Source organism: Nonlabens antarcticus, from assembly GCF_015356755.1.
Taxonomy (GTDB): domain Bacteria; phylum Bacteroidota; class Bacteroidia; order Flavobacteriales; family Flavobacteriaceae; genus Nonlabens; species Nonlabens antarcticus.
Genome location: NZ_JADFCO010000066.1, coordinates 838,845 through 856,291, shown reverse-complemented (window position 1 = coordinate 856,291; position 17,447 = coordinate 838,845). Strand labels below are relative to the sequence as shown.

At 38.0% G+C, this 17,447-nt stretch carries 18 protein-coding genes; 13 read left to right on the top strand and 5 right to left on the bottom strand.

Translation table 11 applies throughout. The features are described 5' to 3' along the window. The first annotated feature begins 2 nt into the window (after nt 1–2). Genes IQ282_RS14840 through IQ282_RS14785 form a run of 12 tightly spaced genes read left to right on the top strand, consistent with a single transcriptional unit; the run spans nt 3 to nt 11,413 of the window. On the top strand, nt 3–1,220 hold the full coding sequence (locus IQ282_RS14840) for an HD domain-containing protein (protein WP_194852651.1): 1,218 nt from the start codon (nt 3–5) through the stop codon (nt 1,218–1,220). Nucleotides 1,221–1,243: 23 nt separating this feature from the next. Next, complete coding sequence (gene lpxD, locus IQ282_RS14835; protein ID WP_194852650.1) at nt 1,244–2,263, top strand: UDP-3-O-(3-hydroxymyristoyl)glucosamine N-acyltransferase; 1,020 nt, start codon at nt 1,244–1,246, stop codon at nt 2,261–2,263. Beyond that, nucleotides 2,264–3,664, top strand: coding sequence for a bifunctional UDP-3-O-[3-hydroxymyristoyl] N-acetylglucosamine deacetylase/3-hydroxyacyl-ACP dehydratase (locus IQ282_RS14830; RefSeq protein WP_194852649.1), 1,401 nt, complete (start codon nt 2,264–2,266; stop codon nt 3,662–3,664). Next, nucleotides 3,664–4,449, top strand: a complete 786-nt coding sequence (gene lpxA, locus IQ282_RS14825; protein WP_194852648.1) for an acyl-ACP--UDP-N-acetylglucosamine O-acyltransferase — start codon at nt 3,664–3,666, stop codon at nt 4,447–4,449. Before IQ282_RS14830 ends, lpxA begins: the two co-directional genes overlap by 1 nt. Nucleotides 4,450–4,452: 3 nt before the next feature. Beyond that, on the top strand, nt 4,453–5,019 hold the full coding sequence (gene efp / locus IQ282_RS14820) for an elongation factor P (protein ID WP_194852647.1): 567 nt from the start codon (nt 4,453–4,455) through the stop codon (nt 5,017–5,019). A 1-nt stretch (nt 5,020) separates the two neighbouring features. After that, a complete protein-coding gene (locus tag IQ282_RS14815; protein ID WP_194852646.1) occupies nt 5,021–5,950 on the top strand; it encodes a UDP-3-O-(3-hydroxymyristoyl)glucosamine N-acyltransferase in 930 nt (309 codons plus the stop codon). Nucleotide 5,951: 1 nt separating this feature from the next. After that, on the top strand, nt 5,952–6,323 hold the full coding sequence (locus IQ282_RS14810; protein WP_194852645.1) for a nuclear transport factor 2 family protein: 372 nt from the start codon (nt 5,952–5,954) through the stop codon (nt 6,321–6,323). 31 nt (nt 6,324–6,354) lie between these two features. Continuing rightward, nucleotides 6,355–7,233, top strand: a complete 879-nt coding sequence (sucD, locus tag IQ282_RS14805; protein ID WP_194852644.1) for a succinate--CoA ligase subunit alpha — start codon at nt 6,355–6,357, stop codon at nt 7,231–7,233. Nucleotides 7,234–7,274: 41 nt separating this feature from the next. Continuing rightward, complete coding sequence (locus IQ282_RS14800) at nt 7,275–7,817, top strand: hypothetical protein (protein ID WP_194852643.1); 543 nt, start codon at nt 7,275–7,277, stop codon at nt 7,815–7,817. Continuing rightward, complete coding sequence (fabG, locus tag IQ282_RS14795; protein ID WP_194852642.1) at nt 7,814–8,560, top strand: 3-oxoacyl-[acyl-carrier-protein] reductase; 747 nt, start codon at nt 7,814–7,816, stop codon at nt 8,558–8,560. The genes IQ282_RS14800 and fabG overlap by 4 nt, the downstream gene beginning before the upstream one ends. Nucleotides 8,561–8,569: 9 nt before the next feature. Beyond that, a complete protein-coding gene (locus tag IQ282_RS14790) occupies nt 8,570–10,588 on the top strand; it encodes a hypothetical protein (RefSeq protein WP_194852641.1) in 2,019 nt (672 codons plus the stop codon). Between the two features lie 12 nt (nt 10,589–10,600). Beyond that, a complete protein-coding gene (locus IQ282_RS14785) occupies nt 10,601–11,413 on the top strand; it encodes a prohibitin family protein (RefSeq protein WP_194852640.1) in 813 nt (270 codons plus the stop codon). A gap of 51 nt (nt 11,414–11,464) precedes the next feature. On the opposite strand, the gene IQ282_RS14780 is transcribed toward IQ282_RS14785, so the two are convergent. The 4 genes from IQ282_RS14780 to IQ282_RS14765 all read right to left on the bottom strand — a co-directional run bounded on the left by IQ282_RS14780 (nt 11,465) and on the right by IQ282_RS14765 (nt 15,754). After that, nucleotides 11,465–12,028 (bottom strand): hypothetical protein, encoded by a 564-nt coding sequence (locus tag IQ282_RS14780; RefSeq protein ID WP_194852639.1) that lies wholly within the window; start codon nt 12,026–12,028, stop codon nt 11,465–11,467. A gap of 4 nt (nt 12,029–12,032) precedes the next feature. Next, nucleotides 12,033–13,121 (bottom strand): OmpA family protein, encoded by a 1,089-nt coding sequence (locus tag IQ282_RS14775; RefSeq protein ID WP_194852638.1) that lies wholly within the window; start codon nt 13,119–13,121, stop codon nt 12,033–12,035. 63 nt (nt 13,122–13,184) lie between these two features. Next, a complete protein-coding gene (locus IQ282_RS14770) occupies nt 13,185–13,589 on the bottom strand; it encodes a thiol-disulfide oxidoreductase DCC family protein (protein ID WP_194852637.1) in 405 nt (134 codons plus the stop codon). Beyond that, nucleotides 13,589–15,754: an endonuclease MutS2 gene (locus IQ282_RS14765; protein WP_194852636.1), complete on the bottom strand. Its 2,166-nt coding sequence runs from the start codon at nt 15,752–15,754 to the stop codon at nt 13,589–13,591. The genes IQ282_RS14770 and IQ282_RS14765 overlap by 1 nt, the downstream gene beginning before the upstream one ends. Before the next feature lie 152 nt (nt 15,755–15,906). Here IQ282_RS14765 and ung point away from each other — a divergent pair, with 152 nt between their 5' ends. After that, nucleotides 15,907–16,572 carry a uracil-DNA glycosylase gene (gene ung, locus IQ282_RS14760; RefSeq protein ID WP_194852635.1) on the top strand — a complete coding sequence of 222 codons (666 nt, stop codon included), beginning with the start codon at nt 15,907–15,909 and terminating at the stop codon, nt 16,570–16,572. A gap of 1 nt (nt 16,573) precedes the next feature. Here the strand turns inward: ung and IQ282_RS14755 are convergent, their stop codons facing one another. After that, entirely contained in the window at nt 16,574–17,446 is an 873-nt protein-coding gene (locus tag IQ282_RS14755; RefSeq protein WP_194852634.1) for a substrate-binding domain-containing protein, read from the bottom strand. Nucleotide 17,447: the final 1 nt, after the last annotated feature.

Here is a 17,447-nt window from a genome sequence, read left to right as displayed (position 1 = left end):
TATTGAAACAGCAGAACAAACTTAAAATATTAAACGATCCTATCTATGGATTTATTTCGATACCTAGTGACGCCATATTTGAGCTGATTGAACATCCATACTTTCAGCGATTGCGGCGCATTACGCAAATGGGATTGAGTTACCTGGTTTATCCTGGTGCACATCATACTAGATTCCACCATGCAATAGGTTGTTTACATCTTATGCAAAGAGCGGTTCAAGTGCTTAGGGCAAAGGCAGTTGAGATATCTAATGAAGAGGAAGACGCTCTTTTTAAAGCTATTTTACTACATGATTTAGGACATGGGCCATTCTCACATGCACTGGAAGGTTTGATCGTTCCCGGCATTAGTCACGAGGAAATATCACTGCTTTTCATGCAGGATCTTAACCAGCAGTTTAACGGAAGTTTAACCCTTGCCATTCAGATATTTCAGGGCAAATATGATCGTCCTTTCATGCTAGATTTGATCTCGAGCCAGTTGGATGTTGATCGGCTGGACTATTTGAAGCGGGACAGTTTTTATACCGGTGTTGCAGAAGGAAATATCAATAGCCAGCGCCTTATTGCCATGCTTAACGTGGTGGACGATAAGCTTGTGGTAGAAGAGAAAGCCTTGTATAGCGTGGAAAATTTCCTGTCTGGCCGTCGACTTATGTACTGGCAGGTATATTTGCATAAAACCGGCATAGGAGCAGAGCACCTGTTGCAAAGTGTGATGCAGCGTGTTCAAGAATTGTTAGAAAATGACGAACCTGTCGATATCCCGTCAACACTAAATTTTTTCATGGGTAAAAAAGACCTTGATCGCGATTTATTGCTAGAAAAATTTGCGGCTATTGACGATACAGATATTATAGCGTTGCTTAAGAGCAATATGAATAACAAAGATTTTGTGCTACGGGAATTGTGTCAGATGATTATAAATAGACAATTATTGCGCATCAAATTTGCCGCTAAACCTATCACTCAAAAGAAACTTCAGAAGAAAATTGACCAACTCAAAAAGTCCTATAAGCTGACTGATAAAGAGGCGGGATACTTTATTTTTAATGGCAAGGTTAGTAATTCCGCTTACGCGAAAGCGAAACCTATTTTAATATTAAACAAAAAAAATAAGGTGGTAGAACTTACAAATGCTGCAAAAGAACCCAGTTTCAAGGCACTAGCCGAAGTTGTAACGAAATATTACTATTGCTATCCGAAGATTCAAGATTGATTTAAATTACTATTTTTGCTGGAATGAAATTTAAGGTGCAACAAATTGCGGATATGCTGGAGGGAACCCTTGAAGGTAATCCAGAAATAGAAGTCAACAAATTATCAAAGATTGAAGAAGGCTCTGACGGGAGTTTAAGTTTCCTGTCAAATCCTAAATACAATTCTTATCTATATTCTACCAAAGCATCTGCAGTTATTGTGAATGATACCTTTGTTCCTGAACAAGAAATAAGCTGTACCCTCATAAAAGTACCCGATTCTTATAAAGCGTTTTCTAAATTACTGGAGTTTTATCAGGCTGCAAAGCTTAATAAAAAAGGTGTTGAACAACCTAGCTATATCCATGAGTCTGCGACTTATGCTGAAGATTTATACCTAGGAGCGTTCAGTTATCTTGCTCAAAATGTGAAGATAGGAGCTAATGTGAAGATTTTTTCAAACGTTCACATAGCAGAAAATGTGACGATAGGAGATCATACTATCATATATTCTGGAGCTAAGATCATGTCTGATACGGTTATAGGTAGTCACGTAATCATCAATTCTGGCTGTGTGCTAGGAGCTGATGGTTTTGGTTTTTCTCCGGAAGAGGATGGGTCCTATTCAAAAATTCCACAGATAGGAAATGTAATAATTGAAGATTATGTTGACATAGGAGCTCTGACCAGTATTGATAGAGCTACCTTAGGAAGTACGATTATAAGAAAAGGAGTCAAACTGGATAATCAAATCCAGATAGCCCATAATGTGGAGATAGGTGAGAATACGGTGATAGCCTCGCAAACAGGTATCGCTGGTTCTAGTAAAATAGGAAAGAACTGCAGGATAGGTGGACAGGTAGGAATTGCCGGTCACCTAACTATAGGAGATAATGTAGGGATACAAGCCCAATCTGGAATTGGAAAAAATATAAAATCCAACTCTAATATACAGGGTTCTCCTGCATTTGATTACGGAGAATGGAATAGGTCTTACGTCAATTTTAAAAATTTACCCGGATTAGATAAGCGTGTTCGTGATCTTGAAAAAAACAATGCATAAATGACCACTACAGAATTTAAGCAAACAACGATTAAAAATGAAGTGTCTCTCAAAGGAGTAGGACTTCATACTGGAAAGAAAGTTTCCCTTGTATTCAAACCAGCTCCAGCAGACCACGGTTATGCCTTTCAAAGAATCGATTTAGAAGGACAACCTGTAATTGAAGCACTGGCGCATTATGTTACTGACACTAAACGGGGTACCACTCTCGACAAAAACGGCGTGCAGATCAATACTTGTGAGCACGTTCTTGCTGCATTAGTAGGTCTGGAAATCGACAATTGCTTGATTGAAATTGATAGTAGTGAGCCACCTATTATGGACGGTTCCTCAAAATTCTTTGTTCAAGCTATTGAAGAAGCTGGGAAAGTGGAACTCGATATAATGCGTAAAGAGTTTGTGGTCAAAGAAGTCATATCCTACAAAGATGAAGAGTCTGGTAGCGAGATTTTATTGATGCCAGAAGATTCTTATCAAATTACCACCATGGTGGATTTTGGGACCAAAGTCTTAGGTACACAAAATGCAACCCTAAGTGAAATATCTAAATTTAAAGATGAAATTGCTAGTTCCAGAACGTTCAGTTTCTTGCATGAAATTGAGATGTTGCTGGAAAATGGATTGATTCAAGGAGGTGATTTAAACAATGCTATTGTTTATGTAGACAAAGAACTGTCTCCTAAAACAATGAGCAATCTTAAAAAGGCATTTAATAAGGATTCCGTTTCTGTGAAACCTAATGGTATTCTTGATAACCTTACCTTGCATCATCCTAATGAGGCAGCGCGTCACAAGTTGCTAGATGTTATAGGAGATCTTGCTCTTGTAGGTTATAGAATAAGAGGTAAAGTGATTGCTACAAAACCTGGGCACTTTGTAAATACCCAGTTTGCTAAGAAGCTATCCAAAATGATTAAAAAGGAAATACGCGATAACGTACCCCAAGTGGATATCCATAAGGAGCCGCTTATGGACACCATCAAGATTATGAGCGTATTGCCGCACAGACCACCGTTCTTACTGGTAGATAAAATTTTCAAACTAACCGATACTCAGGTTATAGGTTTGAAAAATGTAACGATGAATGAACCGTTTTTTGCAGGTCATTTTCCCGGTCAACCTGTTATGCCAGGGGTTTTGATAGTAGAAGCAATGGCACAAAACGGCGGTATTCTAGTATTAAGTACCGTTCCAGATCCAGAAAACTACCTAACATTTTTTATGAAGATGGATAATGTGAAGTTCAAACGAAAGGTATCTCCAGGAGATACGCTTATATTTAAAGCAGAACTAATCACACCCATACGTCGAGGCATCGCTCACATGCAGGCTTACGCTTATGCTAACGGCATTCTATGTGCTGAAGCAGAGTTGATGGCACAAATTTCAAAAGTAAAATAATGAACCAACCGTTAGCATACGTTCATCCTGGAGCTAAAATCGCTAAAAACGTGGTGATAGAACCTTTTACCACAATTCATAACGATGTAGTTATAGGCGAGGGATCATGGATAGGATCAAATGTCACTATTATGGAAGGAGCCCGCATAGGTAAAAATGTAAGCATTTTTCCTGGTGCAGTTATTTCAGCAGTTCCTCAGGATAAGAAATTTGATGATGAGGATACTCAAACTATTATAGGCGATGGTACAACAATTAGAGAATGTGTAACGATTAATCGTGGTACTTCTGACCGTATGAAAACAATTATCGGTAAGAATTGCTGGATTATGGCTTATTGTCACATCGCTCATGACTGTGTCGTAGGTGATAATTGTATTTTTTCAAACAATAGCACATTAGCAGGTCATATAACGGTAGGAGATCATGTCGTTTTAGCCGGTATGACTGCCGTACAGCAATTTTGCCAGATAGGAAGTCATGCTTTTGTGACGGGTGGATCACTAGTTCGTAAGGATGTTCCTCCTTATGTAAAAGCAGGTCGGGAACCTCTTAGCTATGTAGGTATAAATTCGGTAGGTTTAAGGCGCCGTGGGTTTGGTTTGGAGAAAATCCGCGAGATTCAGGATATTTTCAGAATCTTATATCAGAAGAATTATAACGTTACACAAGCGGTAGAAATTATTGAAGCAGAAATGAGCGCGACACCAGAACGCGACGAGATATTAGAATTCATCAAAAACTCCAAACGAGGTATCATGAGAGGATACCTTGGTAGCAACTAAATTATGGCATCAACAAGCGACATTAGAAAAGGATTGTGCATTAGGTACAACAACGATATTTATAAGATTACTGAATTTCTTCACGTAAAGCCTGGAAAAGGGCCTGCTTTTGTAAGAACCAAAATGAAAAGTGTCACTAATGGTAAGGTACTAGATAATACTTTTTCTGCAGGTCATAAGATTGAGGACATTCGTGTGGAATCGCAAAAGTTCCAGTATTTATATAACGATGGTGAATTTTATCACTTCATGAATACGGACGATTATACACAAATCCGCTTATTAGAAACTTCACTGGACACTCCAGAATTAATGAAGGAAGGCGAGAACGTTACCATTCAAATTAATACAGAGGATAATTCTCCCTTGTCTGTAGATATGCCTCAATATGTTATTCTAGAGGTTACTGCGACAGAACCGGGTCTGAAAGGAAATACAGCGACTAACGCCACAAAGCCTGCAACTGTAGAGACCGGCGCAACTGTAAATGTGCCGTTATTTATTAATGAAGGAGACATCATCCGTATCGATACGGAAAAAGGAGCCTATCAAGAACGCATGAAAAAATAGAGTGAAATTTAATACCACATATAAGTTGTCAGAAATCGCGCAGATTCTAGAGTGCGAGTTTAAAGGCGATCCTGATTTTCCAATAACTGGAATGAATGAAATTCATGTGGTTACTCCAGGCGATATTGTTTTTGTAGATCACCCTAAATATTATGATAAGGCATTAAAGAGTGCTGCAACTATCATATTGATTAACAAAAATGTAGAATGTCCAGAGGGAAAAGCCTTATTAGTTTCGCAGGATCCATTCCGGGATTTTAATAAATTAACGCAGCATTTTAATCCATTTTCCGCTTTCGCGAAAGCGGAACTACCCACATATCAAATAGGTAAAAATACAATCGTTCAACCTCAGGTATTTATTGCAAATGATGTAACGGTAGGTAAAAATTGTGTTATTCATAGTCATGTTTCTTTAAACAATGGCTGTGTAATAGGCGATAATGTCACAATCCACTCTGGAACCGTTCTAGGGTCTGATGCTTTTTATTACAAGCGTAGAGCAGATGGGTACGATAAATTACTCAGTAACGGTCGTGTGATTGTAGAAGATAATGTAGAGATAGGTGCAAATTGTACCATCGATCGTGGCGTTACTGGCGACACAACAATAGGGTATGGATCAAAGTTAGATAATTTGATTCACATAGGACATGATACTGTAATTGGTAAGCATGTATTGATTGCAAGTCAGGTGGGCATTTCAGGCTGTGTTCTTGTAGAGGATGATGTAAAAATATGGGGTCAAGTAGGAGTTCGCAGTGATGTTAAGATAGGCCAAGGAGCAGAAGTTTTTGCTCAAAGTGGTATTTCTAAAGACGTTCCTGCCGGATCCAGTGTTTTTGGAACTCCTGCGTCAGATTCTAAAGAAAAGTTTAAAGAGTTGGCTGCTGTTAGAATGCTCCCTAACTTTATGAAAAATAACAAATAGTATGTCAGCTACGGCAAAAAAGATAGTTAGAGCATTTTTTAATTCAGATTCCTTCCGGGATAAACAATCGTTTAGAGAGTTTGTTCATCCAGATCTTAAGCTACACTGGCATTCTAGTTCTGGATACAACTTTTATGACTTTGAAGGGTATTGGAAACTGGTAGAATCTGCATCTTTATCTTATGAAAGCTTGCGCTATGATGTGACACATATCTTAAGTGAAAAAGAAGAAGTAGCTGTTAGATATACCTTATATTCAAGAACCATAGAAAATCCTAGCGAGGAAGTTCCCATAGGATATTTCATAAGCATCTGGAAGGTTGCAGACGGTCAATTAATTGAATGTCATCAAACCAGCCATCCGGCAATTTAATTTTAATAAAACTCAACTAAAAAATATATAAATGAGCGTTTTAGTCAACAAGGATTCTAAAGTAATAGTGCAAGGTTTCACAGGAAGTGAAGGAACGTTTCACGCTGGTCAAATGATCGAGTATGGAACTAATGTAGTGGGAGGTGTAACTCCAGGAAAAGGTGGTCAATCTCATTTAGACAGACCCGTTTTTAACACCGTTCAAGAAGCCGTTGAAAAGGCAGGTGCAGATGTAACAATTATTTTTGTGCCACCAGCTTTTGCAGCAGATGCAATTATGGAAGCTGCTGACGCAGGAATAAAGGTCATCATAACGATAACAGAAGGTATTCCGGTAGCAGACATGGTAAAAGCAGCTGATTACATCAAGGATAAAGATTGTCGTCTTGTAGGACCTAACTGTCCTGGTGTTATTACTCCTGGAGAAGCAAAAGTAGGAATCATGCCTGGCTTTGTTTTCAAGAAAGGAAAAATAGGAATCGTTTCTAAGTCTGGAACATTGACTTATGAAGCTTCTGACCAAGTTGTGAAACAAGGTTTTGGAATCTCAACTGCTATAGGAATAGGTGGTGACCCTATCATAGGCACTACTACTAAAGAAGCTGTTGAACTCTTCATGAATGACCCTGAAACTGAAGCTATTGTTATGATAGGTGAAATAGGTGGTCAACTAGAAGCAGATGCAGCGCAATGGATCAAAGAAACTGGAAATAAGAAACCAGTTATAGGTTTTATCGCTGGTGAAACTGCACCTGCGGGAAGAACTATGGGCCATGCTGGAGCAATTGTAGGAGGTTCTGAAGATACAGCGCAAGCAAAGAAAAAGATTATGAAGGAATGTGGTATTCACGTGGTGGATTCCCCAGCTGAAATAGGTAAAAAAGTAGCAGAGGTTCTAGGAAAAAAATAGACTGCTGTGTTTTAACAATTTGATAACTTAAACCGTCCCCCATGGCAGATTACACGATCAATGAAGAAGTTGCGGTAAAAATGAAACTGCATTATCAACAAGAGTATTCACAGACGATGAAGAAACTTGTTGAAATTAAATCGGTGCTGGATCAATTGAAGGAGGTTGATACTGGACTCGCTGAGGACTATTCGAGCAGTGCGACAATACCTGCTGTGAATAGTTCCACTCAACCCGATTCAGATCAGTCAAGTGAAATGCCTAAACGGAAATACAAAAAGAAGCCCGGTCGTAAATCTATCTGGGGTAAGTTTATTTTATCACGTCTCAAGTCTACCAGAGTACCTTTATCGTATGATGATATGACAAGTCATGCCATTGCTATAAAAAGTTTAGAGCCTGCAGAGTTTGAATCTATTCGTAAAAAGATTATCGCTGCAGCATTTGTATTGAGATCCAAACAAGATAAGATAGATAATTTTGCCATTAAAGGTTCTAGAACTAAGTACATGGGTTTAAAAGAATGGTTTGAAAGAGAAGGCTTACTTCAAAATGAATACCGTAATAAAATAGTTGTTAAATGAAACTTTTAGAAGGAAAGAATGTAATAATTACAGGCGCAAGTCGCGGTATCGGTAGCGGTATTGCGAGAATGTTCGCTCAGCATGGTGCAAACGTAGCGTTTACCTATAGTAGTTCTGAAGCTCCAGCTCTAGAGTTGGAAAAGGAATTAAATAAAACAGGCGTAAAAGCTAAAGCCTACAAAAGCAATGCTGCAAACTTCAAGGAATCACAGGAACTGATTGATCAGGTTACAAAAGATTTCGATAGCATAGACGTATTGATTAATAATGCGGGAATTACGAAAGATAATTTGCTAATGCGCATTAGCGAGGATGATTTTGATCAAGTTATTGAAGTCAATTTGAAATCGGTTTTCAATATGACTAAGGCTGTGCAACGTACGATGTTAAAACAACGTTCAGGAAGCATTATAAATATGAGTAGTATAGTAGGTGTTAAGGGTAATGCTGGGCAGACGAACTATGCTGCGAGTAAAGCTGGGATCATAGGATTCACAAAATCTGTAGCATTAGAGCTGGGATCTCGTAATATTAGATGTAACGCGATTGCCCCAGGATTTATTGAGACAGAAATGACTGGAAAACTCAATGAAGAAACTGTACAGAGTTGGCGTGATGCAATACCTTTGAAACGCGGTGGTACTCCAGAAGATGTTGCCAATGCTTGTGTATTTCTAGCAAGCGACTTGAGCGCTTATATTACCGGTCAGACACTTCAAGTGGATGGGGGAATGCTTACATAATTTAAGTTTATGATCTGGATCTGGATTGCGATTGCGGCACTAGTCGCCGTATTAATTTCTTTGATTCAGTATAATTATTTGTTCGCAAGGACAACAGATAAAAGAAAACCGTGGTTTGCCGTTTTACGTGCACTCACGGTTTTTTTAATTCTGCTATTGTTCATCAGTCCTAAGATTGAGAATAATAATTATAAAACATTAAAGCCGCAATTGATCTTGATGGCTGATAATAGTAGTTCCATAAAAAACCTGAATGTTGAAGAAGCTCTCGGTATTGATCTAGAAGAACTGAAAAATGATCCAGAGCTTAATGAAAAGTTTGATGTCCTCACTTATACATTCGATCAGCACATCTCACAGCAGGACAGTTTGAATTTTACCGGGAGTTCAACAGATCTATCAGAAGCCATTTTACAACCACAGCAGTTGTATAAAGATCGCAATAAAGCAATTGTTCTGTTAACAGACGGCAACCAGACGGTAGGAAACAGTTTTCAATATTTAAAAACGGATCGTAAAACACACCTTTATCCCATTGTTTATGGTGACACCACAAAATATCCTGATTTAAGAATTTCCCAACTCAATGTAAATCGATATAGTTATTTAAATAATGAATATCCTGTGGAAGTATTCTTAAACTACACGGGTGACGCAGATGTTAATACGGTTTTCAAGATTACTGAAAATGGAAACACGTTGTTTGAACAAGCCGTTAGTTTTTCTAAATCTGAGAAATCTGCGGTACTTAATTTTAACCTGACCAGTAATTCTGTGGGCCTGCATCGAATGCTCGCTCAGATCCAATGGATCACTTCAGAAAAGAACAGGGAGAATAACTCTCGTAATTTTGCCGTGGAGGTTATTGACCAGCAATCAAAAATTTTGATACTCAGCAACACGTTTCATCCTGACATGTCTGCTCTTAAAAGTGCTATCGAGAGCAATAAACAACGTAGTGTTGAGATCAAAAAGCTGAGTGATATTTATGCGATTGATGATTACAATCTTGTTATTTTATATGGATACAATTCCGCTTTCGCGAAAGCGAACTCCTCCATCAATACTTTAGGAAAGAACACGTGGTTAATATTTGGAACAAAACCCGATCTATCATTCTTAAACGCTACTAACGATGCATTTAAAGTTGAAAACTATCCTCAAACAGATGACGTCCAGCCTATAATAAACAATTCTTATCCAAATTTCAATCTTGAATTGTTTCAATATGATGACTATCCACCGGTGCAATCCCCATTTGGACAAATTACAAATGATGTCCCTATCGATGTTTTGATGTATAAGCAGATAGGTAATGTAGAAACGCGGCAGCCATTATGGTTTACCTATGAAATGGGAACTACTAAACACGCTGTTTTTGCGGGTAGTGGCTTATGGCGATGGCGCAGTCAGAATTACTTGAATACTAAGGATTTTAGAAATTTTGACGATTTGATCAATTCACAAATTCAATATCTCGCTAGCAATAAGAAGCGTAATAGACTTGAACTGGATTTTAAAACGTTTTACTATGAAAATGAGAAAGTTTTAATCGGCGCGCAATATTTAAATAAGAATTATGAATTCATGAATGACGGCGTTTTAAATTTAAAACTGAGAAATTCAGAAAATGAAGAAGCCGTAATCCGACCGTTAATTCTTACTAATAACAATTATACGGTAGATTTAAGTGGTTTAAATGCCGGTGATTATACTTTCACAGTGGATGCAGCTACTGAAAACTTAACTAGGTCCGGTAACTTTTCGATACTAGAATTTGACATTGAAAAGCAATTCATATATTCAAACCCAGAAGGCCTAAAAGCAGTTGCTTTTGATAGTAATTTGTATTATCCACGACAGATAAAGCAATTGAAGTCCGTCCTTATGAAGGATTCATTAATGCAAGATGTGGAGCGCAAGGAAGTAACATATCAATCATTGATAGATTGGAAGATATTGATGGGTTTTATACTTATATTACTCACTTTGGAATGGTTCCTTAGAAAATACAACGGACTAATTTAACAACAACAAATTATGGAGAGATTACCTAGAGCTGCGATTTTTGCGATCGTGGGAGTTATTTTATTTATTATCGTCATCTTTAAAAGTTCTGTAGTCATCGAGGCTGGTCAGGCTGGAGTTTTATTCCGCCCATTTAGTGAAGGAGTAGAAACTGAAATGACCTATGGTGAGGGGTTTCACATTATAGCACCTTGGAATGATATGATCATTTTCCCGGTACGACAGTTGTCTGTCAGTGATAAGATGAGAGTACTATCTGTAAACGGACTTGAAGTAGCTGTAGATGCTACGGTCTGGTATCAACCAGAATATTCAAAACTTCCCCTTCTTTACCAAGAAAAGGGTCGTAACTATGAATCTGAAATACTAGCACCAGCAATTAGTGCAGCTGCTCGTAGCGTCGTAGGACGTTACACACCAGAACAATTGTATTCTAGTAAACGTGACGTGATTCAAGATGAAATTCTTGATGAAGTGCAGAAAGAATTGAGTTCACAATATGTACAGGTCAATAGAGTTCTTGTAAAAGATGTGACTCTTCCAGAGAAAATTAAGGAAGCTATTGAGCGTAAACTACGCCAAGAGCAAGAGTCCTTAGAATATGAATTCCGTCTTGCAAAAGCAACGAAAGAAGCTGAGCGCCAAAAAATTGACGCTGAAGGTAAAGCTGTGGCAAATACAATTTTAAGTGCCTCTCTAACAGATAAAATTCTAACAGAGAAAGGTATTGAAGCAACCTTAAAGCTTGCAGAATCTCCTAATGCCAAAGTGGTGGTTGTAGGTTCTGGAGATGGCGGATTGCCTATCATACTAGGAAACCAGTAAAAAGGTTTTGTACTGATTAAAATGTCCCGATAAATCGGGACATTTTTTTGTTTATCTCTTTTCCGTTTTGAATAGTGCTGCCTGACCCTTCCAGTCGTCCCTGTGGATTCTTCCCGGAAAGAAATCTATAAGTGATGTTATACCTATAATATCTGGATCGCTCATGTTTGCAAGCTGGCTGTATTTGTAGATTCCTATGTCATTAAGTTGATCTTCTACATAAGGTCCTATTCCTACAATTCTTTGAAGATCGTCTTTTTCATGAGGCTCAGCTCTACCTATTGTGGAGAAGTCAATTTTATCCTCAACAATAGACGTTTTAACATCGCTGCTTAATGTGCCAGATCGCTCTCTAGTTTTCATGGCCCTAATAGATCCTGGTTTAGAAAGGTCATCAAGATCAATAGGATTGTGGCCGCCATTCTCGCTGTTCTTCTTGGAGTCTGGTTTTAAATGAGTCTTATCATTAGGAGTTAGAGGCACCCGAACTTTTTCTGTCTTTACAACGATCACTTTCTTTGATCTCGCACCAAAAATATAACCGATTACAAAAGCACCCAGCAACATGACCAGCAATATTGCATAATAGGGTAGATGGGTAATGAAATCTTCCATGAACTTATTTAACGGTGATTATAACACAGCGATTCGACCCAGAAGTCCCAGATGACTGCTCGCCTCTAGCTATTGATGTTATTCTGTTCGATTTTATTCCAGACTGCATTAATATTTTTCTGACAGTACTGGCATTATCTCTTGAGACAGCATAATTATCTTTGTCGTCACCTTCTTTATTGGTATAACTATACGCATATATTTTACTACCTGGATGTTGATTGAGGAGTGTTTTCAAGGTAAGGACATGAGATTTGAATTTCTGATCGCCATAAAAATAATCTCCTTGGAAACCTGATGTAAATTTCTTGTCAGAAAGAATTGACTGCTGTTCAACGGTTTTTGAAGTTGCTTCTGTAATTTTCGTGGTTTGTGGCGTGCTATCTGAAATCATTGAAGAGCTAGAAACGATTCCTCTAATTTCCATACGAATACCACCACTTGCATAGCCTTTTTCAATGTTGAGTTCACTTACTGCTGCTGTTGTCACTATTCTATCAGAATCAATTCCTGTGTTTGTTAGTAATCCCTTGAGATATTCTGCTCGTGATCTACCTATAGCGTTAGATTCTGAGGGATCTGAAAAACCAGTTATTAATAAGGTTGTAGAAGAATTTGCAGCTAAAAATGATTTTACAGCGAGACCATAATCCCTACAAACATATGGAATCCTTACTTTTTCCACATCCTTATAAATAGTGGAGTAAGCGTTACAATTAATTAAATAACTGCCATTTGGTAATGCAATATTAAATTTGACAGGAAACCCACTGTTTTGATTTAACGTTCTTTCTGTATCAGGGTCGTTATTTTCTCGTAATTCATCTTCTACTACTGATGAATCTAGGCCTGTGTCATTATCGAATAATGTGGAGTCTGTTTGAGTTGTATCAAATTGCTCATCAAAAACAAGTTCTTTAGAAAGGATGGGGTCTTCTTTAAAAGAATCTTTGAGAGATGATTCATTAACAATAGAATTTTGAATGGGATTGGAAAGATTAAATCCCATTTTAGGCAATGCGAGCTCTAAAAATAGAACGCAAATAGCAGCGTATAATAGAAAAACAATGAAACCAATTAAAAAACTCTTCAACGTATAAAATTTCACTAAATATAATAGCTAATTTTTAAACTGATGCCATAAGAATACCCTTACTTATTTATTATCCAAGAACTTAGATTTCAAGTCTGCGGTTGGAATCATGCAGTTGTCCTTTTTACCAAACCAATTATATCTATTGCGTGCTATAAAATCATACACTCCATTAGTAATCACTTTTGGAAATATTGCAAACCCATATATTAAAGGAAGAGCGCCAGAAAGATTTTTTGCTATACGTAGCGCGGCACTCGCTTTAATATATGATTTATTATCACTCACGAGGACGATGCTATCAATCTCTGTGGGGTCAATCTCATATTTAGCTAACAAGCTTTTGCCCTCATCACTTTGCAGTGCGGCAAATCTAAATTGATCTTTGGGATCATGTTCTATGATGTATGTAATCGCTTTGTTACACAGATTGCAAACACCGTCAAAAAGCACAATTTTCTTTTTCATTATTTTTTCACCGGTTCTATCTGCTCTAAACTAACAATAGTCGTGAACATACCATAATTTACGGTTGCCTTTCCTTTTTCAATGGAATCTATTGTACCTATTGATTTTGAATCGATCAGACGTACACGTTCGTCAATTTTGAAAACGTGTTTTGGTTTTTGTTCGGTAATTTCTTTTTTGGGAGTGACCTTTCGTTCTTGTCTAATTTTAGTCACCTTTTGAATCACCTCATTTTCAAGTTGCTTCTGTTTTCCCTCCTCTTTTTTAGCCTCTGCTTTTTTCTGTGCTACGGGTTGTCTCTTTACATTTTCTGTAATCACGAGTTTCATCAACTCATCGAGTAGCAAACGCTTTTTCTTGTTATTGGAAAAATCTTTAGCAAGCTGGTCAAACTTTTTACCTAAATTAATATGGCGTTGGTAAGTGTCGTAGAGATCTTGAAAATCTTCAAGTTTCTGTTTAACGCGATCTTGAGTATCGTCTAATTTACTTGCCTTTTGAGTTGCCTGAACCTCTTTAGTTCGCAGTGATTCATTGTTACGTCGTAAATCTGAACGTTCTTTTTGCAACGCGGCAATTGATTTATCAAATCTAATTTTACCTCGCTCTACTTTTTTCTTTGCTTTGTTGATTAAAGAATAAGGAATACCGTTTTTTTGCGCAACTTCAAAAGTAAAGGAACTACCAGCTTCCCCTAATTGTAATTGATAGATAGGCTCTAATGACCGGGAATCAAATAGCATATTTGCATTTGTCATTTCTGGCATTTCATTAGCCAGCATTTTTAAATTGGTGTAATGTGTGGTTATAATGCCGTATGATTTGCGAGCATACATTTCTTCCAGCATACTTTCTGCCAGCGCACCACCTAGTTCAGGATCAGATCCCGTACCAAATTCATCAATCAAAAAAAGTGTTTTATCATCTGCTTTTTGGAGAAAGCCACGCATATTTTTTAATCTATAACTATAGGTACTCAAATGATTATCAATACTCTGATTGTCGCCTATGTCAGTAAGTATGGAATCAAAGAAACAAATCCTGCTTTTCTCGTGCACGGGAATCAACATACCAGATTGTGTCATCACCTGAAGCAATCCTATAGTTTTGAGAGTTATGGATTTACCACCAGCGTTAGGACCAGAAATCACGATAATTCTATTTTCTGGTGTTAATTGAATACTCTGTGGGAACGTTTTTTCATCACGTTCTCTATTTGCTATCAATAATAATGGGTGGTAGGCGTCCACGAGATTTAATTCTCGATTCCTAACGACCATAGGCAATATACCGTTTATTTTACGTGCATATTTTGCCTTAGCGGCTATGACATCCGTTTGCGCTAGATAGTCGCGATAGGTTTCAAAGTCCTCAATGTAATACCTAAGAAAATTTGTCAATTCTTTGAGTATGCGCTGGATTTCCTCATGCTCCTCAATTTCTAATTCAGACAGCTTCCGCGAAAGCGTTAACACGCGTTCTGGTTCTATGTAGGTGATACTGCCGGTTTTTGAGCTGCCCATGATCTTTCCCTTTACCTTACGGCGGTGCATGGAACGGACGGCGAGAACGCGACGGTTTTCTACGACTGTTTCCCGGATTTCATCTAGAAAATCAAGTTTTGAATAATGACTGAGCGCTGCACCGAAACTTCCATTGAGTTGCCCACGTACACTATTCATTTCACGACGTAGATCTTTTAAAACAGGAGAGGCATCGTCTTTAATCTCTCCGAATTTATCTAAAATTTGATCTACACGATCTGGAACCTCTGTGTTCAAAGGGATAGGAGCGGTGCGTTCTGCAAGTACCGGAAAATATTCTATGGTTTTTTTAAAAAACTTGACATGGTCGTTAACAGACTTGGGCAATGTTACCAGTCTGCGGATGCTTTCTTTTTCTAACACACTATTTTCAATACCTAATAATTGAAGCTCACGCTCTATAGGTTCAAAGCCGTGATTAGGTATGGCATATTCTGTAGTATAGGAGGAAAGGTATTCATTTGTGTGAGAAAGTGCATTTGTGATGTTTTTATCGCCTGACAAAGGAACAACTTGTTTCATGCGATCCCGACCATCGTCTGTAGTACAAAAAATACTGGCTTGTTTGATGACCTTGTCAAACTCAATATCCTGTAAGGTCTTTGTAGAAATTTTCCCCATATGTGGTACAAAAATAACGCAGGATGCCTAGTTTAAGCCATTGATTATTCAATTTTTAACGGCCGATTTAAGTATCTTTTTTACCCACTAGTTTATAATTTCTACCTTGAAATCCTCCAAATTCCTTCCTAACTTTACAGAAAGAGATCTATATGTCTATTAAAATTGATGAAAGCTGGAAAGAAATGTTGCGGGAGGAATTTAATCAGGAGTATTTTGAAACGCTCATTAGTTTTGTAAAAGCAGAATACGAGAGAACTGTCTGTTTTCCACCTGGGAATAAGATTTTTGCGGCGTTTGATCGCACGCCATTTGAAAAGGTCAAAGTGGTGATTATAGGACAAGATCCTTATCATGGAAAAGGACAAGCTAACGGTTTGTGTTTTTCTGTAGCAGACGGTGTTCCACCACCGCCATCGTTGATAAATATTTTTAAGGAGCAACAAAAGGATTTACAGATTCCTAACCCTAAATCTGGAAATTTAGAACGCTGGGCAGATCAAGGTGTGTTACTATTAAATACAGTATTGACCGTAGAGCAGGGAATGGCGGGAAGCCATCAAAAAAAAGGTTGGGAAATATTCACTGATAAGGTGATACAAACACTTTCTGACGAGCGGGAAAATCTTGTATTTATGCTTTGGGGCGGTTTTGCTAAAACTAAAATCAAGCTTATCAATGAGAAGAAACATTTTGTATTAACCAGCGGTCACCCGTCACCCTTAAGTGCAAATCGTGGCTACTGGTTTGGAAACCAGCATTTCTCTAGAGCTAATAGATACTTGCAGGAAAAAAGAAAACAGCCTATTGAATGGTAAACTATTCCTCCTCTTCAGGAATCGGTAGGTTATGAATCAGCTTTTCTAAAGTGATTTCCTCCTTTAATATTCCTACGGCCTTAAACTGCTTGCTGATTTTAGCAACCGTTTTGGCATTCAGCTGTTGATCTGTAAACTCTGTGCGCAGCAACCATTGTTGAACATCTCCCACTTGCAGGTCATAATGTGAAGCAATGGTACGATCAATGCTTGGTATCTCCTTAAAATCAGAGGAATAGCTATTAGTTATTTGCAGCATTTTTACTAACGCCGCCTCTTTTTCTGCAAAACAATTATCTGTTGCAGCGATCACAAAGCTGGGCCATGGCGTGGCGATAGTTTCTAATCTTTTAAAGATCTCTTGATCAACTAATGGTTGCGTCATGTAACGTTCCCATAAAAATAATTGTGAGTTTCCAGCACTTATTGATTTCACTGCTCCATCAATGGTATTGACTAAATCAAATTTTAAAGTTTCTGGATTCCAATCGTGTCTTTTGGCTAGTAAATAGCTCATCAAATGTGAACCACTCCCATAACGACTGATGGCAATCACGGGATCGATGAGTTGCGCAGTATCTTCTTCAATCATAGAGGCAGGCGCGTGTACGCCCCATAAAAGTGGCGATTCCACATATACTTGAATAATTTTTGATGGGTTACCCGCCATAATATCCTTGACTATTCCATCCGTTAAAATGCAGGCAACATCCAGTTCACCATCACGCAGTAACTGACACATTTTCCCTGTTCCTTCTGGAATATCTTGCCATTGTAAATCAATGTTCGCTTTCGCGAAAGCGTTATCCTCTAGAGCTAAATGCCATGGAAGGTTGAAATGTTCTGGAACGCCACCGATGTTTATAGTCGTCATG